This is a genomic window from Campylobacter concisus (genome assembly GCF_015229955.1).
Lineage (GTDB): Bacteria > Campylobacterota > Campylobacteria > Campylobacterales > Campylobacteraceae > Campylobacter_A > Campylobacter_A concisus_AT.
Map to the genome: position 1 here is coordinate 589,348 of NZ_JAAKYZ010000001.1, position 21,790 is coordinate 611,137.

The window sequence follows — 21,790 nt, forward strand, 5'->3', positions numbered from 1 at the left end:
GCGTTTTTACGCTTAAAATTTCTCCTACATCTTTTCTTTAGCTATTTTTAGGTAATATCCCTTTAAAAATTTAAAGGAAATTTAATGATTTTTATAGACGCTTGTCTTAAAAAACCTACCCCTTATACGCCTGTTTGGATGATGCGCCAAGCCGGTAGATATTTGCCAGAGTATATGCGAGTACGCGCGCAAGCAGGTGATTTTTTGTCACTTTGCAAAGACTACAAAAAGGCTAGCGAGGTTACGCTTCAACCAGTTGAAATTCTAGGCGTTGATGCGGCGATTTTATTTAGCGACATTCTCGTTGTGCCTCTTGAAATGGGCATGGATCTACGTTTTGAAAAGGGCGAGGGTCCAGTTTTTAGTGAGCCTTTACGTGATAAAGCCGCACTTGACGCACTTAGTATCGAAAAATCGACTAAAAATTTAGCATACGTCTATGACACGATAAAGCTCACAAGAGAAAATTTAGCCAAAGATAAGGCGCTCATTGGCTTTTGTGGCGCACCTTGGACGATAGCTACATATATGATCGAGGGTGGTGGCAGTAAAACTTATGCAGTTTGCAAAAAAATGCTCTATCAAAATCCAGAATTTTTACATCAAATCTTAGAAAAAGTGACGCAAGCACTCATCCTTTACGTCAAAGAGCAGATAAGAGCAGGCGTAAATGCGGTGCAAATTTTTGACAGCTGGGCGGCTGCGCTTGAAGAGCAGGCTTATTTTGAGTTTGGGTTTAACTACATAAACAAAATAGTTGATAGCGTCAAGGCTGAGTTTCCAGAGATCCCAGTCATCGTTTTCCCAAAAGGTATAAGCGGCTATCTAGATAAAATTTCAGGAAACTTTGATGTTTTTGGTGTCGACTGGAGTACACCGATTGAGCTAGCCAAAGCAAAACTTAGTCCAAGATACATCCTTCAGGGTAATATGGAGCCAACAAGGCTTTATAGAAAAAAGGCGATAGATGAGGGTGTGGATAAAATTTTAAGCACGATGAAAGGCGTGCCGCATATTTTTAACCTCGGTCATGGAATTTTGCCTGATGTACCAGTTGAGAATGCAAAATATTTTATAAAACAGGTGCAGACAAAAAGTGCAAGGTAACAAGCCTTGCATCGTCTTTGGACCGATAAATTCTCGCCGTTTTGGCATGAGCCTTGGCATCGATCTAAGCCCAAAGCAAAAATCATGTAATTTTGACTGTGTTTATTGCGAGCTAAGTGGCGCAAAGACTGTTGAAACAATAGAAAATCCGCCAAGCGTTGATGAGATCATAAACGATTTAAAAGAAGCATTAAAAACTCATCAAAACATCGATGTCATCACACTTACAGCAAATGGCGAACCAACTCTTTACCCGTACTTAAAAGAGCTGATAGCAAAAGTAAATGAGCTAAAAGGTAGTGCAAAAACACTCATTCTAAGCAATGGCTCAGGTGTAAGAGATCAAAAAATTTGTGAAGCCTTGCAAGGGCTTGATATAGTGAAATTTAGCCTTGATAGCGCAGTGCAAAGCACTTTTAAAAAGATAGACCGCAATAAAAGTGGTATAGAAGTAAATGAACTTATAAAAGCAATGGCTAAATTTCGCAAGGAATTTACTGGCGAGCTTGTGCTTGAAATTTTAGTCGTGGCTGGATTTAACGACAAAAAAAGTGAGTTTGAAGCACTTAATGTGGCGATAAATGAGATAGCTCCGCACCGAGTGGATATTGGCACGATAGATCGTCCACCAGCTTATAATGTAAAGAGTGTAGATGCCAAAAAACTAGAGGAGCTAGCCAAGCAGATAAGTGGCGTACCGGTTAATATAGCTAAGGCTCACAAAATAGAGCAAAAGTATAACTTTAGTGAAGATGAAATTTTAGAAATGCTAAGGCGTCGTCCGCAAACTATTGCAAATGTTGAAGAGAATTTCTCAGAATACTCAAAGCAAATTTTAAACAAGCTCTTGCAACAAGATGTGGTTTATCTAGCCGATGTTGCCGGAGTAAAATTTTACAAACTAAGAGCATAAATGAAAAGAATCCTTACAATACAAGATATCTCGTGCGTTGGTAAATGTTCCCTTACTGTCGCGCTTCCGATAATTAGCGCTCAAGGCATTGAGACGTGCATATTGCCTACTGCGCTACTTTCGACTCATACTGGCTTTAAAAATTTCACATTTCGTGATCTGACTGATGAATTTGACGCGGTAACACAAGTATGGCACAAAGAAAATATCGCATTTGATGGAATTTATACTGGATTTTTAGGTAGCTTTAGCCAGCTTGAGCTGATAGAGAAAATTTTTAATGAGTTTAATGACTCTGCTCCACTAATACTTGTAGATCCTTGCATGGGTGACAATGGCAAGCTCTATCATGGGTTTGATGAAAAATTTGTTATGAAAATGCGCGAACTTTGCACAAAGGCTCACGTCATCACGCCAAATATAACAGAGGCAAGCTTTATGTGCGGGATGCCGTTTTTTGGCAGTGACTATACGCAAGATTATATTTTAGAGTTGCTTGAAGGCTTAGCTAGCTTTGGAGCTAGAAAGATCGTGCTAAAGGGCATTAGATACAAGCAAAATGAATGCGGCATCATAGCTTACGACGCAAAGACAAAAGAAAAAGTGGAGTATTTTCACGAGTTTTTGCCATTTCACACGAGTGGAACTGGAGATATTTTTGCTTCTGTACTTTTTGGCTCGCTAGTAAATGGCGAAACAATAGAAACTGCTATAAAAAAGGCGGCAAACTTTGTACTTAGTAGCATTAAAATCACGCTAAAAGATAAGAGTCGCACATGGTATGGTGTACAGTTTGAAAAGGTGCTTGGCACTCTTGCAAAATAGGCGGGCAAACTACTTATTTAAAATTTTTAATAACACAACGATATGGCAAAGATTTATATCTTTGCTAGCTGTTAGGAGTGCTATATCGCCATGCTCTTTTTCTAGTTTTTTTAGCATTTTAAAGCAAGATTGTGCTTTTTCATTATCAAGCTCGAGCTCAAATTTCTCACAAAACTCATCAAATCTGGCTTCTCTATCTTCATGAAACCACTCTCTTAAAGCAGTGCTTGGTGTGATATCTTTTAACCAAAGGAAATTTGAAAATATCTCTTTTCTTATACCTCTTGGATAGAGTCTATCAATAAAAGCCGCCTTCATATCCAAACTATCATCTTTGATAAAATCATAAATTCTATAAGCTTTAAACATGTTGTGATTGTAGTCCTATAATGTTTATAAATAAAAAAATATTCTAAATTATCTTATATTTTTTATGTTTGTTTAATTTACCTTGCGTTTTCTTTAAATTTAAAATAGAATAATGCAAGAATTTATTTAAGGAAGTTAAATGAAAATTTCAAATTTGATAGTTTTTTGCACTATCTTAGCTTTATTTTCTGGTTGTATGGCACCACAATTTACACCAAAGCCATTATCACCAGACTCAAAAGGTATAGCTATGGTAAATTCTACACCTTATAGTTGCAAAGTTTTAGGCGAGGCAGAAGGAAGCGATGAGGCAAATGGTAGAATGAACCCAACTATTGAAGGACTTAGACAAGGTGCGATAAATGATCTAAAAAATGAAGCAGTTGAAATAGTAGGACTTCATAAAAGAGTTGTACTTTACATTATAAAAGAAGAGGCGCTTTGCTACTGGCTTTTTGAAGGTATTAAAACCTGCCCAGATGGAAGCTCGTCTGCACTTGGTTATAGAGTAAGAGCTCAAATTTTTGATTGTGGCGATAAGAATTAAACTAGGGCTAGAAAATAGTCCTAAAAAGAATAAATTTAAATTAAAGCTCGTTTTGATAAAATCCCAACATAAAAATCACTAAAAAGGTTATCATTATGAGAGGCTATAAGATTTTCTCAGGAACGGCTAATATTGAGCTTTCAAAGAAAATTTCGCAATATCTTTCACTTCCTCTTAGCGAGGCAAGTATAAAAAGATTTAGCGATGGAGAGATCAGCGTGCAAATCGGCGAGAGCGTGCGCGGAAAAGATGTTTTTGTCATTCAGCCAACATGTGCACCGACAAATACAAATTTAATGGAGCTACTTATCTTAACTGATGCTTTAAGACGTAGCAGTGCAAGCTCTATAACAGCGATTGTGCCGTATTTTGGCTACGCTAGACAAGATAGAAAAGCAGCTCCTAGAGTGCCGATCACTGCAAAACTAGTGGCAAACATGATGCAAACAGCAGGTATCGATAGAGTCGTCACTATGGATCTTCATGCAGGGCAAATTCAAGGATTTTTTGATATTCCGGTAGATAACCTTTATGGAAGTATCATTTTTAATGACTACGTAAGAGCTAAAAATTTACCAAACCCAATTGTTGCAAGTCCTGATGTAGGCGGTGTCGCTCGTGCTAGAGCCTTAGCTAAAAATCTAAATCTTGACATGGTTATCGTAGATAAGCGCCGCGAAAAAGCAAACGAGAGCGAAGTAATGAATATAATCGGTGACGTAAATGGTAAAGATGTGATTTTAGTCGATGATATGATCGATACCGCTGGCACGATCGTAAAGGCAGCTGAAATTTTTAAAGAGCGTGGCGCAACTAGTGTTATGGCATTTTGCACGCATCCAGTCCTTAGCGGACCAGCTTACGATAGGCTAAAACTAGGCTTTTTAGATGAGCTAGTGGTAACAGATACTATACCTTTAGCAGAGGAGCTACCTTGTATAAAAGTGCTAAGTGCAGCTTCTTTATTTGGCGAAGTGATACGCCGTGTATATCACAATGAAAGCGTAAATAGCTTATTTTAATTAATTTTGGCTTTTGTTTTTAGCGTTTCAGGCAAAAGCCAAATCTTTCAATATTTATTAGAATTTAATTTTTGATAAATCAAAATTTGTAGCAAAAAGATAGCCTCTATTTATAGCTGGAATTTTTAAAATTCTAGCCTTCTCTTTAAAAATTTTTGGCATTATGGTTTTACAAAATGGAGTTACTAGAAGGTAAGTATCTGCATATCCGACAGCGATCTTGCCGCTTAGCACCACGCTTGTTTGCTTTGCTAAATTTGTGCTTAGCTCATCTTTTTGAGCTTTGCTTAGAAGCACGTTTAGCTCTTTTGCCGCCATATCGACACCTCGCACAACGTTGCTATCATTTTTTATGATAAAAATTTCATCACTTATTTTTGTGATATTTGGCATTAAAATTTGTCTATCGGCTTCTAAAAACTCAAAGCTCTTTTGTACGCCACTAAAATATCTATCCAAAAATGGCTCACTAAAATTTAGCCTCATGAAGCTTCTTTTTAACTCGCCTTTTAAATTTGTCTCATCGATAAAATAGCGTAAATTTCTCTCGTCAAGATAGCTTTGAAGCTCTTTTTTGCGTAAATTTAAAAGCGGCCTAACTAGCCAGAAATGCTTTCTCTTTTCAAGCTCGCTCATACCAAAGAGCTCTTTTAGTCCAGCACCCTTACTAAGCTGCATCAAAAACCACTCAAATTTATCGTCAAACTGATGCGCTAGGATTAAATTTTCGTAGCCAAATTTTTGGCAAATTTCTCCAAAAAATTCATATCTTGCCTCGCGCGCATTTTTTTCAAAATTTGAGTTATCTAAAAAAACGCTTTTAGTATAAATTTTTTTACCAAATTTATCTGCGAGTTCTTTTGCGCTTTTTATTTCGTTTTTGCTTTGCTCTCGAACATTGTAATCAACCATTGCTAGATCAAATTTGATCCCAGCATCTTCTAAAATGTAAAAAAGTGCAGTGCTGTCTATGCCGTGCGAGAAGGCTAGTAGGTTTGCACCTGAGTTTAGCTTTTCTCGCACATTTTGGTTTATCATTTTGCTTTTTTGATGATTTTAGCGATTAGTTTTTGATCGACCACATCGCTTACTTCGCAAAGATAGAGCGAGCCTATCTCAAGCTCTTTGACATCGCTTTCATTGATCAATATCTCGCCATCTATATCTTTGTCCCAGATATCTTTTTTGGCTGCGTAAAACATCTCACCCTCGCTACTTTCGCCCTCAAGAGAAGCATAAATTTGCTTACCTATCTCTTTTTGCAAGCTCTCATTTATCGATTTTTTAGTGATTTTTTCTATATTATTTAGTCTTTTTGAGATAATCTTGGCTGGGATTTGCTCCATTTCAAAAGATGCTGTGTCTTCTTCTTTCGAGTAGGCAAAGGCTGAAATTCTATCAAATTTAAATTCTTCTAAAAATTCGCAAAGCTCCTCAAAATCCTCCTCGCTCTCTCCTGGATGACCCACGATGACACCAGTTCGTAAGAATGAATTCTCGGCATTTCTCATTAAATTTAAAAGCTCTTTGATCTTTTTAGCGCCACTTCCACGCTTCATTATCTTTAGCATATCTTCGCTGATGTGTTGAATCGGCATGTCAAAGTAGTTGTGAAAGACAGGCGAGGCGATGATGCGCAAAATGAGCTCCTTACTAGTCGTGCTTGGATAGAGATAAAGTATCCTGGCACTCCTTACGCCCTTTATCTTTTCTATCTCGTCTATTAAATTTATAAGCCCGTCGCTAATGCCTTGATCACGCATATATGAGCTTGAGTCCTGAGATAAAAAGCTAAAGTCGTAGTAGCCTTTTTTGACTAAATTTTTGACCTCATTTACGATGTTTTCAAGTGAGCGTGATTTTAGTTTGCCTTTAAAAGTTGGAATGGCACAAAAACTGCATTTTTGGTTACAGCCCTCTGAAATTTTGATGTAGGCGTGGTAGTTTGAGCCAGTTATCACACGCTCTTCATTTGCTTGCAGATAAGTTTGCGGGCTAAATAAATTTTGCTTTTTTAGAATGATCTCATCGATCTTGTCATAGTCAGCCACACCGGTAAAGAGATCAACCTCTGGTAGCTCTTTCATGAGTTCGTCTTTGTAACGCTGCATAAGACAGCCAGTTACTACTAGTAAAGAGCCATTTTTACGTGCTTCGTGCATCTCAAGTATGGTTTGAATGCTCTCTTCTTTAGCAGATTTGATAAAGCCACAGGTATTTACGATGATAACGTCAGCGTCACTGATATCATCCGTGATATCGTAGTTTTGCAATCTGCCAAGCATTATTTCTGAATCAACTAAATTTTTGTTACAGCCAAGTGAAATTAAGTGAAGTTTTGGCATTTTTATATCCAGATATTATCTATTAGCCTAGTTTTGCCAACATAAGCTGCTACTAAAATGATGGTGTTATTTTTTTCTATTTTGGAAATTTCATTTAAATTTCTATCCGTAATTGCGACATAATCAACCTTTAATGGCTCTAGCACTTCAAGCATCTTTGTTTTGATCTCACTTGCGTCTTCCTCGCCGTTTTGGATCAAATTTTGTGCTTTATTTAGCGATCTTGAAAGCCTTAGAGCATTACATTTATCTTCGTCGCAGATATAGACGTTTCTACTTGAAAGCGCTAAGCCGTCTGGCTCTCTAACGATATCGCAAGCCACTAGGCTGGTATTAAGAAAAAATGTCTTTATCATGTTTTGCACGATGATTAATTGTTGTGTATCTTTTTTGCCCATGTAAACGCTATTTGCACGAGTTAGGCGAAATAGCTTGTTTAGCACCCTTAAGACGCCATCAAAGTGGCCTGGCCTAGTTTTGCCCTCCAAGATAGCTGAAAATTTCTTTGGAGCGACGATTAGAGGCTCATCTTCAAAGTAAAGTTCATTAGCATCCGGAATAAAAATAGCGCTAACGCCGTTTTGCTCGCAAATTTTAATGTCGTTTTGCTCATTTCTTGGGTATTTGTCTAGATCTTCGCCTGCTAAAAATTGAGTTGGATTTACAAACGTTGAGACGATACTTATCTCATTTTCGCTCACGCATTTTTTGATAAGGCTAACATGTCCGTCATGAAGTGCGCCCATGGTTGGCACAAAACCGATCTTTGCGCTTGTGCTAGAGACGAAATTTTCAAGTTCTTTTATAGTTCTTATGATTTGCATTTTGACTCTTTTTGTTTTAAATTTTAACTTGGCATTGTAACAAAAAAGGATTAAAAGGGCGTAAATTTAAAAATGTAAGCAACTTTTGGCTAAAATCGGCAAAAATTTTTGGAGAAAAACTTGGATAGTTACGAATACAACGAGCTTTTAAAGAAGCTACAAACAAAAGTTGAAAATATAGGCTCTATCGTAAAGCCTGAAGAGATCAAGGCTAGACTAAAAGAGATCGAGGCTATAGAGCAAGACCCTAGCTTTTGGCAAGATATCGCTAAAGCAGGGGCGCTAAATAAAGAAAAGACAAAAATTTCAAATATGCTTGCAAAATTTAATGACGCTAATCAAGCAGTAAGTGATGCAAAGGAGCTCTTTGAGCTAGCAAATTCTGAAAATGATGAAGAGACTATAAATTCTCTTTTTGATGACGCTAAAAATTTAGATGAAAAGATAGTAAATCTTGAAATTTCTATGCTTTTAAGCGGCGAAGATGACGGCAAAAACGCGATCGTATCGATCCACCCTGGAGCTGGCGGCACTGAGAGTAATGACTGGGCGAGCATGCTTTATAGGATGTATCTTAGATTTTGCGAGCGCGAGGGCTTTAAGGTCGAGACTCTTGACTTTCAAGAGGGCGATGAGGCTGGGCTAAAGGATGTTAGCTTTATTGTAAAAGGTGAAAATGCTTATGGGTATTTCAAAGCAGAAAATGGCATCCACAGGCTCGTTCGCACAAGTCCATTTGATAGTGCAGGGCGCCGTCATACAAGCTTTTCTAGCGTCATGGTAAGCCCTGAAGTAGATGATGATATAGAGATCGAGATCGAGGAAAAAGATCTAAAGATAGACACTTATAGAGCAAGCGGTGCAGGCGGTCAGCACGTAAATAAAACTGAATCAGCCATTCGCATCACGCATATACCAACTGGCATTGTCGTGCAGTGCCAAAATGACCGCAGCCAGCACAAAAATAGAGCTACAGCGATGAAAATGCTAAAATCTCGTCTTTACGAGCTTGAGCTAATGAAACAACAAGAAGCGAGCAACAGCGTCGAAAAGAGCGAGATCGGCTGGGGTCATCAGATAAGATCATACGTACTTTTCCCGTATCAGCAAGTAAAAGACAACCGCAGTGGCGAGGCATATTCACAAACCGATGCGATACTTGATGGGGATATCAAAAAGATGATAGAGGGCGTCTTGATCGCTCAAAAGGCGGACGCGTAGTAAATTTATAAAAAGAGATGAGAGCTAAAATTTCATCTCTTTTAGCTTTGTGCAAGCTTCTTCTTTGCCTTTAAAGCAAGCCTCATCAAGATAAATTCTTGCTTTCTTATAGTCATTTTTACCTAGATAGATAAGCCCTAGATCATAACTAGCCTCACTTGAGCCAAGGCTTGTAGCTTTTTCGTAAAAATATATCGCTTTTTCTAAATTTTTATTGACCCCAAGACCGTACTCGTAGATGTATCCAGCGCTTCTTAGTCCGTCTATATTGCCATATCTGCCAGCTGTCTCAAACCAAAAAAGTGCCCTTAAGATATCCTTGCTAAAGCCTTTGCCATCACGAAAACAAATGCCAGTTTGCTGCATGGCTAGAACATTTCCATCTTTTGCGTAGTCGTAAAATCTCTTGCAAGCTTTTGGATAGTTGCCCTCGTTATATAGATAGATTGCGTCTGCTATTTGCTCGACCTCTGGATCAAGTGGCGGCTCGCTAAGGCCTAAATTTTGTGAAATTTGATCTAACGAACATCCCCAAAATAGCAAAATACTAAATACAAAAATGATAAATTTTTTCATATTTGTCCTTGAAAATTTAGGCGATTTTATCCAATTTTATCTTATAATGCCCGCAAATTTTAAGCAAAAGGAACGATATGGATCATAATGCACTTTTAATCCAGCTTGGCTATAACGTCAATGAAACGACCACTGCTCAAATGTGTAGAATTTTAAACAATACTGATGGTCTTTTGCCAAAGAGCATAATTGAACTAAATGATCATTTAAACCCACACCTTTGTTTTGTGGCGATGAGTGGAAGTGAAGATAGACTAAAGATAAAAAATGTAGCTACCGTTAATGAAATAAAAGAGCGAGTTGATGAGATTATAAAAAACTGGGCTAATAAATATAAAATGGAGCTAAAAAAGATAAATGAAACAACTTACTATATAATGGGAAAGATAAGGGACTGAAAATGAAATATGATATTGTAATTATTGGTTTTGGAAAAGCTGGCAAAACGCTAGCGGTTAAAGCTGCCGCACTTGGCAAAAAAGTGGCTCTTGTAGAGAGATCGCCAAAGATGTATGGAGGCACTTGCATAAATGTTGGCTGCATACCAACCAAACGTCTAATAACAGCCGCTAAAGAGGCAAAATTTGTAAATAATAGCGTTGAAAGCGAATATTACACGCTTAGTGTGGAAAATAAAAATAAACTAATCTCAGCTTTGAATGCTAAAAACTACGCAATGCTAAATGATAAAGAAAATATCGATGTGATCGATGGTGTTGGCTCATTTGCTAGTGAAAATAGTGTACTTGTAACAACGCCAAGCGGCGAGAAAAAGATAATAGAGGGCGACTTTATCATCATAAATAGCGGTTCAAAAGAGGCAGATACTCCTTTTGAGGTTGTAAACTCAAATGTATTTTCAAGCCAAACTTTGCTTGATCTAAAAAATTTACCAAAGCATTTTGTCATTATCGGTAGTGGTTTTATCGGTATAGAGTTTGCATCAATGTTTGCAAATTTTGGCTCAAAAGTGACTATCGTAGGGCGTTCAAAACTACTTAAAAACGAAGATGATGATATAGCTAATAGCGTAAAAGAAGCTCTTAGAGTCCAAGGCGTTGAAATCTTAGAGGGTTGCGAGATAGAGTGCATTAAAGAAAATGTATTAAATTTTAAGCAAAATGGTGAGCAAAGATGCCTTAGGGCTGATGCATTTTTGATCGCGCTTGGCAGAGTGGCAAATGTAGATGATTTAAATTTAAAAGCTGCTGGAGTTGAACTAAATGAAAAAGGCTTTATAAAGACAAATGAAAATCTTCAAACAAATGTGCCAAACATCTATGCGGTAGGCGACGTACGCGGCGGAGAGCTTTTTACTTATACGAGCTTAGATGATTTTAGGATAGTTTATTCACAAATTTTTGGTGATAAAAAGAGAAATACTAAAAATAGAAGCATTCACGCAAATGTGCTATTTACCGATACTCCGCTAGCAAGAGTCGGAGTAAATGCAAAAGAAGCTAACAAGCTTGGGCTAAATTTTAAAGAGCTAAAGCTTAGTATGGCAACAGTACCAGGCGCAAAAGTACTAAATCATGATGTAGGCATGTTAAAAGCTATCGTTGACGCGCAAAGCGGCGAAATTTTGGGTGCTAGCTTTCACTGCATCTATGCAAATGAGCTGATAAATGAAATCGCAATTGCGATGAATTTAAAAGCAAATGCAAATTTCTTTAAAAATCAAATTTTTACTCATCCAAGCATCAGTGAAGCACTAAATGACTTATTTGGACAATTTTAAAAGGAAAAGAATGAAAAAATATTTATTGCTTTTATCGGCTTTATTTTTCACTGGCTGCTTAAATGTGATTGGTGTAGGACAAAAACAAGATGATTCGTGGCAGCAACCAAAGGATGAAAAAATAGTGCAAAATAAAGAGCAAATTTCAAGAAATGCGATCGAAATTTTAATACCAAAATGCGAAGAAGGCGATGCGGAAGCTTGCAACGATTTGGGTGTAAATTACGAGCTTTTAAAAGAATATGAAAATGCTTTGGCAAATTATAAAAAAGCTTGCGATGCTAAAGTACAAGTCGGTTGTGCAAATTTGGGCACTCTTTATGAGCTTGGACTCGGAGTTAAAAAAAATCCAAAAAAGGCAATTTCTATTTATAAAGAAAGTTGTAATGGCGGAGGCATGCAAGCTTGCTATCATTTAGGCAATGCTTATAGAAAGGGTGAAATCGTTAAGCGAGATTATTACTTAGCAATGCAAGCTTATACAAATGCATGCAATGCTGGCGATTTGCCAAGTTGTGCCAATATCGGAGCGATGTATGAGCTTGGTCTTGGTGTCAATAAAGATGAAAAAAGGGCTTATGGAATTTATAAAGTCGCTTGCTTTCGTGGGCTAAGCAAGGCATGCCCGCAGATGAAAAGACTAGGCACAAAGCTAGGAATGTAAGTGAAAAAGGTCTTAAATTTTGGTCTTATTTTGGCTATGGGCTTTATGCTTAGTGGTTGCTGGTCGTGGCAAAAGATGGTAAGCTTTGGCTTTTGGCAAAGTGATGAAGAGGCGAGGGTAGAGCGTATTGAGCTTGAAAAAGAGAAGATGATGCAAAACTGTGAGGGTGGAAATAATATCGACTGCAACAACCTAGCTGTAAATTTTAGTAATGAAAAAGACTTTGTAAAGGCAAAAGGCTACTACGAAAAAGCTTGTAATGCTGGGCTTGCGACGGCTTGTTCAAATTTAGGTCAAATTTATGAGCAAGGGCTTATTGATGAGCAAAAAGATATTGAAAAAGCTCTAAAGCTTTATAAACTAGCTTGTGATAGCGGCGATGGTGTTGGCTGCTATAATGAGGCTATGGGGCTAAAATCCTACATCGAAAGTGAAAATTTAAAGACTCATAAGATAGATAGAACTAAGGCTGAGGCTAGAGTACTAAGGCTTTTGGCAAAGAGCTGTGAGCTTGAGTATGCCCAGTCGTGCTTTTTGCTTGCAAAGCTAAGCGGGGACGAAACAAAGGCGGACGCACTTTACAAAAGAGCTTGTCAGCTTGGTAAGTGCGTAGAGAAAAAATAAGGGATAAAATTGCTTTTTAACTCATATGCCTTTATATTTGTATTTTTACCACTTGTATTTTTTGTATATTTTTTTCTAAATAAAAAAAGACTAAGCACTCCTGCAAAAGCTTTTTTAGTGAGTGCTAGTTTATTTTTTATGCTTATTGGAGTGTTTATTATCTGCCGATTTTGTTAGGAGGTATCGTTTTTAACTTCCTTGTTTCAAAATTTCTTGCAAAACATCAGAGTAAAGCAATTTTAGTTTTTGGTATAGTTTGCAACATTGCTTTGCTTGGATATTTCAAATATGCTGATTTTTTAATATCAAATTTAAACGCTATTGTAAACACAAATTTGGATTTGCTTCATATTGCTTTACCGCTTGCGCTTAGTTTTGTCACATTTCAGCAAATAGCATATCTAGTGGATAGTTATAACAAGCAGACAAAAGAGAATAGTTTTTTACTACCTTTTTATAACATTTTTTTTCACAGCTTATTGCTGGTTCGATAGTGCATCACAAAGAAATGATGCCTCAGTTTGCAAATAAATTTAATCTTATAAAAAACTATAAATTTATAGCTCTTGGGCTTTTTGTTTTTAGCATAGGGCTATTTAAAAAGAGTGTGGTTGCTGATATTTTTTCGATTTTTGCAAATGCTGGATTTGATATGGAAGGAAATTTGACTTTTCTGCAAGCATGGGCGACGTCACTTTCATATACCTTTCAACTTTATTTTGATTTTAGTGGTTATTGTGATATGGCGATAGGTCTTGCGCTGCTTTTTAACATAAGGCTTCCCATAAATTTTAACTCCCCGTATAAGGCTTTAAATATTCAGGATTTTTGGCATAGGTGGCACATTACACTATCACGTTTTTTTAAGAGACTACATATATATCCCACTTGGAGGAAATAGGGGGGAGCAGAGCCGTACCTATCTAAATTTGTTTTTGGTATTTTTGATAGGCGGTCTTTGGCATGGGGCTGCTTGGACATTTGTTGTTTGGGTTGCTTTACATGGTGTTGCTATTGTTATTCATAGATGTTGGCAAAAGTTAAATTTTAAATTAAATAAAATCATTGCTTGGATCATCACCTTTAACTTTGTAAATTTCACATGGATATTTTTTAGGGCAAAAAGCTTTGAAGATGCCATGAAAGTGATCCGAGGAATGTTTTTTGGTGAGTTTAAGATAGACGTTAACTATCTTGAGATACTTTTTATCGTTTTAGCTTTTTTGGTCGTTTTGCTTTTTAAAAACTCTATGCAAATAGCATTTGATAAGAAATTTAAATTTACTATCTGGCAAATTTTTGCAACATCTTTCTTTTTATTTATATCAATCTTAGCAATTAGGCTTAATAATGCGAGCGAATTTTTATACTTTAGATTTTAAGAAAAAAATATTTCTATGCCTGTTTTTGGTAATATTTGCTATGGTTGGGCTTGATGTTGTACTTTATGTTTTTGCAGAAAGTGGAACAAGTAAGACAAATTTTGTTGATAATAAAATTTCAAAAGCAGAGCACTTTAAGATAAATAGCGAAAAACAAAAGGATATCGTTTTTGTTGGAAGCAGTAGGACGTTTAATCATATTTCAACAAACATTTTTAAAGAAAATAATATTGGTATTTATAATTTTGGCGTTTCTGGAAATTTTATAGGTGACTATCCTTTTATTGTAAATGCTATTAAAAAAGTTGGTGCAAAAGAGGTTGTTGTTAGTATAAGAGTTAGCAATCTTTTTAAAGATTATATTGAGAGAGATGTCAAAATTTATACCACTGATGAACTAATGGCAAATTTTGGCACAAATAAGATAACGTTTTTAAAAACACTGCCAGATTATTTAGCAAGCTTGCATTTGTTTTTAAGATACTCTGAAGCTATCTATAATAGAGTAGTTATGACTTATGGTAAATTCACACCAAAGACTGCAACCAATGTAAATAATTTTAGTGTAGAAAATTTCTTTAATATTGAAGCAAATAGTGATTGCGAGCTAATTAACACAAGTGAAGTAAATTCAAATTTTACAAAAGACAAAAAGATTATTGTTGCAAAATGTAGCAATGGTGATAATATACTTTTTGCAAATACAATACCGAGAGAGAATTATGGCAAGGTTATTGAAGAATTTAAACACATTAAAATACATGCAAAATTATATAATAGATCCACTGGTTAAAAACGGCATGAAAGTAATTATTTTACTTGAACCAATATTTGATGGAATGAGACTTCAATATAGTATAAATGAAATAATATCAGCCATCAAAAATGCCAAAATTGTTGATCTTACAAATTTAAAATTTGGCGATGAAGAATTATCTGATTGGGAACATTTAAACTATCTTGGCAGAAAAAGATATAGTGAGTTTTTGGTTGAACTTTATCTTAACGGTGGACTTTAATTTCTTACTTCAACCCAAAGACTTTTATATTAAAAGTAGTATGGATTTTATCCTTTTCGCCTTTCATGACGATAGGAAATTCGGTCTTTACGATACTGTCATAGCTGCTAAGCGCATCTAAAAAGTCATAAAATTTTTGTGGTGTCCTTAGAGAGCTAGTTACATTTAGGCGAAATCTAAAAAATTTCTCACTAGCGTTATTATCACTTTCTTCTATTTTACTAAGGCTTACTTCACTGAAAAATTTAGAGGCAAATTCTATAAATTTATCTTTATCAAATTTAGTATCAAAAGCTGAAATGATAGTCTCATCTTTTTGTTTAGTTGTTTCAAGAGCTTTAAATTTGGCTTCAAATTCATTTTTTACTTTTGTATAAGATGAGGTTTGTGAATAATTTTGTCTAGTTAGGCTTTTAAATTCTTTTATATTTGGCACTATAAAACCAAATATCATAATGAAGCAAACTACAATAAAAGCAAATATAAAAAGTAAAAGCTTGACAGGATCTATTTTTTCTAAGCTCGTATCTTTTTTACTCATTATATCCCTCAGAATTATCAATTTTATTTGTGCTTATAAAGCCATACCAGCCGTTTTTGCTTTGATAAAAGCTGGTATTTGAAGTTGTAAAAATAGATCTTAAAGGTGAGGCTAGAAGCTGGTTAAATACATCTTTTGTCGGCGTTATACCACGAATGATGAGTGAGTTTTTATCCATAAAAACCTCTTCGAGCGTTATACTGTCAGGCACTAGATCAAAAAGATTGTGCAAGCTTTGCTTGAGAATAGAATTTGATGTGAAAATATCATTTGCAGATTCTATTTGTACACCTAGTTTAGATGAAATTTCATCTGTTGTGACTATTTTTTGACTAAGTTCTTTTTGTTCATTTGATAAAAAATTTATATTTTTTTCAATTGAATAATTTTTATAGAGTATAAAGAAATTTGTTGCCAAAAGAGCTGCAAACACAAAGCTTATAAGGCTTAGCCAAATTTTGCTAAAGATAGATATAAGTGGTCTTGGTTCTGGAGCAATAAAGCTAAATCTCATAATATTATCTCTTCTTGCATGATTTCATTCATAATATGATTTGTATTCACTGGATACACTGAAGTCTCCACTAAAAGCTCAGATTGTAGATATTGTAAAAAAGTTGCACTTGTTTTTGTGTTTTCAAAAACAATTATTTGTTCAATAAAATCACCGCCGTAGAGAGGATTTTCGTAAAATTCTTTTACAGCCTTTACGATGTAATCAAACATCTTCATGTCATACCCAAAAATAGCAACCGATTTTTCTACATTTGTAGAAGCTGGCATATTTAGTTCATAATTTAGATCTTCAAATTCTTTTGGCTTATCATCACTTAAAAAATCATCTAAACTTTTAAAATCATCAAGCGATGTTGCGTCATTTTCTTCTTTAATGATTAAGTTATCAATATCTGTTATATCTTCTTCTTTTAGGCTTTCAGCTTCCTGATTGGCTTCCTCAATGCCAGACATATTTAAAAAAGTGGATAACTTCATTTGTTTATCTTTAAAGATCGCAAGTGTAAACGAGTGTGCATGGATATAAAGATAAAGTGTAGTTTTTGGAGAAATTCCGCGTTTTAAAAGCTCGTGAAAGAGTAGGGCGATAGGTGAGTAGATGAGATCTACACTATCTTGTCCAAATAAATTTTTATATTTTTTTATAGCATTTAAATTTGCATAAATACTCCAGCTATCTTGCATGATAAGGCTTGTAAGATTTTTAGTATTTATATTAAATTTTTTATATTCATCAAAGCTAGTGCTAGGAAGCGCGCCTTGCGAGTCGTCGTTAAAAAAAACTGAGACATATACGCCAAAATATGCTTTTTCTTGCTCTTCTATGTATTTTATAATTTTCTCATCGATATTATCGATATTTATATCTGTAAATTTAGCATTTATGGTTTTTAAAAGTTTGCCATTTCTAAAGACCTGACCGAAGAATATGCACTCATTGCCCTCCAACACGACGCTTAAAAAAAGGTTAGAAAAAAGCTTTTTGATGCTAAAAGACATAAATCTCCTAAATTTAGTGCATAATTTTTGTTATGGTAGCTAAAAAGGGATTAAATAAGTTTAAAACAGCTCGTTTTTAAGCTTAACGAAAATCTCTTTTGTATTTAAAGCTTCATTTTTTAGCTCACTATCAAGTAGGGCTGAGTTTTTAAGGTCGTCAAAATCCTCTATCATCACATCACACATCATCTTAATGCGTTCACTATCAGCCTTACTGACGCTACTTTGGCTCATTTTTTTGATGCGCTCAAGATACTCTTTGCCATTTTTTATGTATGAGCTAAATTTGATAGCAGCCTTGCTTTGGTTTAGTACAGTATTTGCCATTTTGTTATAAATATCTATATCAAGTGCTTTTTGGCTTAAATTTAAGGCCTTTTCGTATTCTTTGTTTTCGTATAAAAATTTTGCTTCAAGAGCGAGCTTATAGGAGTTGTCGCTGTAAAAAAATAGCCCAAATAAAATAATTAGAAAGATGGCTATAAAAATAGATAGTTTATTTTTCATAAATTTCGTCCAAAATTTCTTTTATCTCGTCGCTTATTTGTGGATTTTTATGAGCATACTTTTTCCACCAAATTTTTAAATTTGATCTAAAATCCTCTTTGTTTTGCAAAATGCTCTTGCCTCCATCATTTTGTGAGGCTTGCCAAAGTTCGTTTTGTATCTTTTCTTTTGCATCTTTTTGCTCCAAATTTTCCACACTAAAAGGAGCTGAGAGGCTAAAATTTATAGTTGAAAATGGCTTTGGAAGTATCATCTTATCCCAGCTTTTAAACTCCCAAAACGAGTTTGCTTCAAAATTTAGAGCATAAATTTCGCAAGATGACTTTTGTGCGATCACAGCAGCTCCGTCTGCCACGCTGTGCCTTGGTCCTCTTGGACCATCTGGCGTGATGATGACGTCGTGACCTTGCTTTATATCTCTTAGAGCTTCTATAAGTGCCCTTGTACCGCCTTTTGAGCTGCTACCTCTAATGGTGCCGATACCAAAAAAATTGATTATTCTAGTGATTAGCTCGCCATCCTTGTGGTCGCTAATTATCACCTTGCCTTGTTTTCTATTTTGTCTGCTCCACCACTGCCTGTAAGCAAAGCTCATAAAGCTAAGCCTTCCGTGCCAAAAGACGACAACGCAGCCATTTTGTGGTAAGAAATTTGGAGTGTAGCTCTTTTTGCAGGTTAGAAAAATGAGCCACATTAAAATATAGATGAAAAAGACGCCAATGCTTAGGGCGACCTCTTCAAAGACGTTTTTAAATTTGCAGCTCGCCATACAAAACCATTCGTTTTGGGTTTGTGATCTTGATTTTTTGTGTAGTGCCAAGAAGCTCTTCGCTTCCATCAACTTGAACTAAAAAGTTATTAAAGCTTCGCCCAGCAACGCCGCCATTTGCTCTTAGCTCTTCAAAATATACATCAAAAATTTTATCTTTTTGTGCCGCCACGATCTCGTCTAAAATTTCATTGTGGCGATTTTGTAGGCGAGTAAGCCTTGCTGAAGCGGTTTTATCATCTATTTGATTTGTGAAAGTAGCTGCCTTTGTAAGCGGACGAGGCGAATACTTAAAGCTAAAAATTTGCTCAAATCTAACTTGCTCAAGCACATCCATCGTATCTTCAAACTCGCTATCACTCTCGCCTGGAAATGCGACGATGATATCAGTTGAGATGCTCGCATCTGGGCACATTTTTCTAAGCCTTAGCGCGCGGTCCAAAAACCACTCTTTTGTGTATCCGCGCTTCATCTCGCGTAAAACTTTGGTATTTCCGCTTTGAAGCGGCATATGCATTGATTTACAAATTTTTGGGTTATTAGTGAAAATTTCAAGAAATTTATCATCCATGTGAAGTGGGTGTGGGCTTGTAAATCTTATCCTTTCAACGCCCTCTATCTCGCTTATCTTTACTAAAAGATCGCTAAAATCGATATTTTCTTGCACGCCTGAAAATCTTTTACCGTAGTTATTGACATTTTGTCCTAGTAAAAATATCTCTTTTGCACCGCTTTTTGCAGCCTTTTCTACCTCTTTTAAGATGAGGCTTGAAGGGATAGAAATTTCATCTCCTCTGGTGTGTGGGACGATGCAGTAGGTGCACTTTTTATCACAGCCTATTGAGATGTTGATGTGGCTTTTGTATGGCGAGCCTCTAAATTCGCCAAATGCGTATTCACTCTCGTCGTGGTTGATGTCAGTTGAGATAAATTTAGGCGTATTTACCGCTTTTGTGATCTTGCTGACATTTCTTGCACCAAGGACAAAATCAACATAAGGTGCGCGCTTAAAAATTTCGCTACCCAAATGGCTTGCAGTGCAGCCACAAACGCCTATTTTAGCACCTCTTTTTTTGGCTTTTTCAAAGGCTCCGACTTCGCTAAAGAGCTTATGAACTGGCTTTTCACGAACCGAGCAAGTATTTATAAGGATTAAATCAGCTTCTTCTATATTTTGTGTTAAGGAGTAGTCTTCTTTTTGTGAGAGCTCAGCTATGATATGCTCGCTGTCACGAACATTCATAGCACAGCCTAAAGTTTGGATAAAGAGTTTTTTACTCATTAAAGTATATGCACTTCATACATGTAGTCGCTATCATCAAGTCCGTATTTTACGGTTCTGTGATAGACGCTTAGCCCTTTTTCTTCAAAATGCTCGACTAAGGCGATTAGTTGTTTGTGTGTGTTTTCTTTATCAAAATAGAAAATTTTCTGACCCTCTTTTTCAACAGCTGCCTCTATTTTTTCTAGTGAAATCGTTTTTGGTTTTGCGTCTAATTCGGCTCTTGCAAGTTTTAGCTCCATTTTTAATCCTTTCAAAATCTTAAATTTTAATCGGTCAATATACCCAAATCATCATAAAAAAAGGATTAAATAAAAGTTAATAACAAGCTTAAAGTTATTAAAAGTATGGCTTATGTATAATTTCAAAACTTCACGAAAAATCCCCGAAATTTATCGTCACAATGGAGAAAAAATGGAAAGAATTTCAGATATCATCGAGTCAATTGCAAATGAGAAAAATTTAGAGATAGAAGATGTAAAAGGGCGCGTCATAAGAGCCTTGATAAACACTGCAAAAAGGGTTTATGGCGAAAATTATGAGTATGACGTGAGCATCGATGCTAATAAAAATTTAAAGCTTTATCAAAAAATTTCAATCGTAGCAAACGACGATGAGAGGCTTGCTGAAGACAATGAGCACTTTTTAAGCTTAAAAGAGGCTAAAAAGATAGATAGTGGCGTAGAGATCGGCGATGAGCTCACTTACGAGCTAAGCCTTGATAACCTTGGCAGAACCGCAGCTCAAACGCTTCACAAGGAGCTTGAGTATCACATCCAGCGCCTAGTCGAAGAGAAAATTTTACAAAAATATAATGAGATGAGCGGTCACATGGTCTTTGGACCAGTTGTCAGAGTCGATAACGATGAAAACACATTTATCGAGATAGACGAGCTTCGTGCCATCTTACCACGTAAAAACCGCATAAAAGGCGAGAAATTTAAAGTAGGCGACGTGGTAAAAGCGGTCATTAGAAAAGTTTTTACAGATAAAAATTTAGGCATAAAGGTCGAGCTTTCAAGGACTTCGCCTAAATTTCTTGAAGCGCTGCTAACTTCAGAGGTGCCTGAGATAAAAGATGGTGGCATCATCATCCAAGGAAGTGCGAGGATCCCTGGCGAAAGAGCAAAAGTAGCGCTCATCTCAACCACTCCAAATATCGATCCAGTCGGCGCAACCGTTGGCACAAAGGGCGTTAGGATAAATGCCGTAAGCAAAGAGCTTCATGGTGAGAACATCGATGCGATCGAATACACCACCGAGCCAGCGATCTTGGTAGCTCGCGCTATGGCACCTGCGATCATCACATCTGTAAAGATCGAAGAAAACAAGGCGATCGTGACACTTGCGAGCGAGCAAAAGAGCAAGGCTATCGGCAAAAATGGCATAAATATCCGCCTTGCAAGCATGCTAACTGGCTATGAGATCGAGCTAAATGAGCTTGGCTCAAAAACTAGTAGTAATGCAGAAAACAATGAGCCAATCAAAGACTTAAAAGCGCTTTTTGGTGATAACTAATGAAATTTCAAATAAGAAAAGCGACTATTGACGATATAGATGTGATCTGCGAGCTTGTAAGAGAGTTAGCAAGCTATGAGAATTTAAGCGATCAAGTCACTTTTACAAATGAAATTTTTGCAGACTCTATCTTTAATAAAAATCACGCAAAAGCCCTTGTCTGCGAGAGTGAGGGCAGGGCTATTGGCTATGCCATCTATTTTTACACATTTTCTACTTTTTTGGGGCTTGGCGGGATCTATCTTGAGGACATTTACGTCAAAAAAGAGTTTAGAAATCAAGGCATCGGTAAGGCATTTTTTAAATTTTTAGCTCAAATTTGCAAGGATGAAAATTTAAAAAGGCTTGAGTGGTGCTGTCTAAACTGGAATGAGCCAAGTATTAAATTTTATGAAAGTATGGGTGCTAAAAATCAATCACTTGAGTGGAGAAACTATCGCTTGGACGGCGAAAATTTAGAAAAGCTGGTAAATTTATAG

The 21,790-nt window shown here is 36.2% G+C and carries 26 protein-coding genes and 1 pseudogene; 15 read left to right on the forward strand and 12 right to left on the reverse strand.

Features of this window, described 5'->3' with window-relative positions; translation table 11 throughout:
* Positions 1-84: 84 nt before the first annotated feature.
* Genes hemE through G6W45_RS03035 form a run of 3 tightly spaced genes read left to right on the forward strand, consistent with a single transcriptional unit; the run spans position 85 to position 2,845 of the window.
* Complete coding sequence (gene hemE, locus G6W45_RS03025; protein ID WP_194167468.1) at positions 85-1,107, forward strand: uroporphyrinogen decarboxylase; 1,023 nt, start codon at positions 85-87, stop codon at positions 1,105-1,107.
* Between the two features lie 46 nt (positions 1,108-1,153).
* The gene (locus tag G6W45_RS03030) at positions 1,154-2,020 is read left to right on the forward strand and encodes a radical SAM protein (protein ID WP_194167648.1); all 867 of its coding nucleotides are present in this window, start codon (positions 1,154-1,156) and stop codon (positions 2,018-2,020) included.
* On the forward strand, positions 2,021-2,845 hold the full coding sequence (locus G6W45_RS03035) for a pyridoxamine kinase (RefSeq protein WP_194167469.1): 825 nt from the start codon (positions 2,021-2,023) through the stop codon (positions 2,843-2,845).
* A gap of 9 nt (positions 2,846-2,854) precedes the next feature.
* On the opposite strand, the gene G6W45_RS03040 is transcribed toward G6W45_RS03035, so the two are convergent.
* Positions 2,855-3,214, reverse strand: a complete 360-nt coding sequence (locus G6W45_RS03040) for a DUF488 domain-containing protein (RefSeq protein WP_194167470.1) — start codon at positions 3,212-3,214, stop codon at positions 2,855-2,857.
* Between the two features lie 139 nt (positions 3,215-3,353).
* Here G6W45_RS03040 and G6W45_RS03045 point away from each other — a divergent pair, with 139 nt between their 5' ends.
* Positions 3,354-3,761 carry a DUF4156 domain-containing protein gene (locus G6W45_RS03045; protein WP_087578739.1) on the forward strand — a complete coding sequence of 136 codons (408 nt, stop codon included), beginning with the start codon at positions 3,354-3,356 and terminating at the stop codon, positions 3,759-3,761.
* A 95-nt stretch (positions 3,762-3,856) separates the two neighbouring features.
* Positions 3,857-4,783: a ribose-phosphate pyrophosphokinase gene (locus G6W45_RS03050; RefSeq protein WP_021090753.1), complete on the forward strand. Its 927-nt coding sequence runs from the start codon at positions 3,857-3,859 to the stop codon at positions 4,781-4,783.
* A gap of 57 nt (positions 4,784-4,840) precedes the next feature.
* Here the strand turns inward: G6W45_RS03050 and tilS are convergent, their stop codons facing one another.
* From tilS to panC, 3 genes are read right to left on the reverse strand one after another with little or no spacing between them, the layout of a single operon-like run.
* Positions 4,841-5,821, reverse strand: coding sequence for a tRNA lysidine(34) synthetase TilS (gene tilS / locus G6W45_RS03055; RefSeq protein ID WP_194167471.1), 981 nt, complete (start codon positions 5,819-5,821; stop codon positions 4,841-4,843).
* A complete protein-coding gene (rimO, locus tag G6W45_RS03060) occupies positions 5,818-7,128 on the reverse strand; it encodes a 30S ribosomal protein S12 methylthiotransferase RimO (RefSeq protein ID WP_194167472.1) in 1,311 nt (436 codons plus the stop codon). The genes tilS and rimO overlap by 4 nt, the downstream gene beginning before the upstream one ends.
* 2 nt (positions 7,129-7,130) lie before the next feature.
* The gene (panC, locus tag G6W45_RS03065) at positions 7,131-7,952 is read right to left on the reverse strand and encodes a pantoate--beta-alanine ligase (protein WP_194167473.1); all 822 of its coding nucleotides are present in this window, start codon (positions 7,950-7,952) and stop codon (positions 7,131-7,133) included.
* Between the two features lie 120 nt (positions 7,953-8,072).
* Here panC and prfB point away from each other — a divergent pair, with 120 nt between their 5' ends.
* Positions 8,073-9,173 (forward strand): peptide chain release factor 2, encoded by a 1,101-nt coding sequence (gene prfB, locus G6W45_RS03070; protein WP_194167474.1) that lies wholly within the window; start codon positions 8,073-8,075, stop codon positions 9,171-9,173.
* A gap of 24 nt (positions 9,174-9,197) precedes the next feature.
* Here prfB and G6W45_RS03075 read toward each other — a convergent pair whose 3' ends face one another.
* The gene (locus G6W45_RS03075) at positions 9,198-9,749 is read right to left on the reverse strand and encodes a tetratricopeptide repeat protein (protein WP_194167475.1); all 552 of its coding nucleotides are present in this window, start codon (positions 9,747-9,749) and stop codon (positions 9,198-9,200) included.
* A gap of 77 nt (positions 9,750-9,826) precedes the next feature.
* Between G6W45_RS03075 and G6W45_RS03080 the strand changes: the two genes are divergently transcribed.
* The 7 genes and pseudogenes from G6W45_RS03080 to G6W45_RS03110 all read left to right on the forward strand — a co-directional run bounded on the left by G6W45_RS03080 (position 9,827) and on the right by G6W45_RS03110 (position 15,179).
* Positions 9,827-10,147 (forward strand): type II secretion system protein, encoded by a 321-nt coding sequence (locus tag G6W45_RS03080; RefSeq protein ID WP_194167476.1) that lies wholly within the window; start codon positions 9,827-9,829, stop codon positions 10,145-10,147.
* Between the two features lie 2 nt (positions 10,148-10,149).
* Positions 10,150-11,490, forward strand: coding sequence for a dihydrolipoyl dehydrogenase family protein (locus tag G6W45_RS03085; protein WP_194167477.1), 1,341 nt, complete (start codon positions 10,150-10,152; stop codon positions 11,488-11,490).
* 10 nt (positions 11,491-11,500) lie between these two features.
* Positions 11,501-12,154: a tetratricopeptide repeat protein gene (locus tag G6W45_RS03090; protein ID WP_103603893.1), complete on the forward strand. Its 654-nt coding sequence runs from the start codon at positions 11,501-11,503 to the stop codon at positions 12,152-12,154.
* The gene (locus tag G6W45_RS03095) at positions 12,155-12,778 is read left to right on the forward strand and encodes an SEL1-like repeat protein (protein ID WP_194167478.1); all 624 of its coding nucleotides are present in this window, start codon (positions 12,155-12,157) and stop codon (positions 12,776-12,778) included. It abuts the gene before it with no gap.
* A 9-nt stretch (positions 12,779-12,787) separates the two neighbouring features.
* A pseudogene (locus G6W45_RS10060) lies at positions 12,788-14,160 on the forward strand (MBOAT family O-acyltransferase).
* Positions 14,129-14,953 (forward strand): hypothetical protein, encoded by an 825-nt coding sequence (locus G6W45_RS03105; RefSeq protein WP_194167479.1) that lies wholly within the window; start codon positions 14,129-14,131, stop codon positions 14,951-14,953. Before G6W45_RS10060 ends, G6W45_RS03105 begins: the two are co-directional and overlap by 32 nt.
* Before the next feature lie 7 nt (positions 14,954-14,960).
* Complete coding sequence (locus G6W45_RS03110) at positions 14,961-15,179, forward strand: hypothetical protein (protein WP_141089822.1); 219 nt, start codon at positions 14,961-14,963, stop codon at positions 15,177-15,179.
* A 4-nt stretch (positions 15,180-15,183) separates the two neighbouring features.
* Here G6W45_RS03110 and G6W45_RS03115 read toward each other — a convergent pair whose 3' ends face one another.
* The 7 genes from G6W45_RS03115 to G6W45_RS03145 are packed head-to-tail and all read right to left on the reverse strand — an operon-like array spanning position 15,184 to position 20,035.
* The gene (locus G6W45_RS03115; RefSeq protein WP_194167480.1) at positions 15,184-15,720 is read right to left on the reverse strand and encodes a hypothetical protein; all 537 of its coding nucleotides are present in this window, start codon (positions 15,718-15,720) and stop codon (positions 15,184-15,186) included.
* On the reverse strand, positions 15,713-16,234 hold the full coding sequence (locus tag G6W45_RS03120) for a PilN family protein (RefSeq protein ID WP_194167481.1): 522 nt from the start codon (positions 16,232-16,234) through the stop codon (positions 15,713-15,715). The genes G6W45_RS03115 and G6W45_RS03120 overlap by 8 nt, the downstream gene beginning before the upstream one ends.
* Positions 16,231-17,235, reverse strand: coding sequence for a DUF8341 domain-containing protein (locus G6W45_RS03125; protein ID WP_194167482.1), 1,005 nt, complete (start codon positions 17,233-17,235; stop codon positions 16,231-16,233). Before G6W45_RS03125 ends, G6W45_RS03120 begins: the two co-directional genes overlap by 4 nt.
* A 60-nt stretch (positions 17,236-17,295) precedes the next feature.
* The gene (locus G6W45_RS03130) at positions 17,296-17,742 is read right to left on the reverse strand and encodes a hypothetical protein (protein ID WP_103578284.1); all 447 of its coding nucleotides are present in this window, start codon (positions 17,740-17,742) and stop codon (positions 17,296-17,298) included.
* Positions 17,732-18,511, reverse strand: a complete 780-nt coding sequence (locus G6W45_RS03135; protein WP_194167483.1) for a lysophospholipid acyltransferase family protein — start codon at positions 18,509-18,511, stop codon at positions 17,732-17,734. Before G6W45_RS03135 ends, G6W45_RS03130 begins: the two co-directional genes overlap by 11 nt.
* Positions 18,492-19,793: a tRNA (N6-isopentenyl adenosine(37)-C2)-methylthiotransferase MiaB gene (gene miaB, locus G6W45_RS03140; RefSeq protein ID WP_194167484.1), complete on the reverse strand. Its 1,302-nt coding sequence runs from the start codon at positions 19,791-19,793 to the stop codon at positions 18,492-18,494. The genes G6W45_RS03135 and miaB overlap by 20 nt, the downstream gene beginning before the upstream one ends.
* Positions 19,793-20,035 (reverse strand): HP0268 family nuclease, encoded by a 243-nt coding sequence (locus tag G6W45_RS03145; RefSeq protein ID WP_002941786.1) that lies wholly within the window; start codon positions 20,033-20,035, stop codon positions 19,793-19,795. Before G6W45_RS03145 ends, miaB begins: the two co-directional genes overlap by 1 nt.
* 172 nt (positions 20,036-20,207) lie before the next feature.
* Between G6W45_RS03145 and nusA the strand changes: the two genes are divergently transcribed.
* Complete coding sequence (gene nusA, locus G6W45_RS03150) at positions 20,208-21,311, forward strand: transcription termination factor NusA (RefSeq protein ID WP_194167485.1); 1,104 nt, start codon at positions 20,208-20,210, stop codon at positions 21,309-21,311.
* Positions 21,311-21,790 (forward strand): GNAT family N-acetyltransferase, encoded by a 480-nt coding sequence (locus G6W45_RS03155; protein ID WP_194167486.1) that lies wholly within the window; start codon positions 21,311-21,313, stop codon positions 21,788-21,790. Before nusA ends, G6W45_RS03155 begins: the two co-directional genes overlap by 1 nt.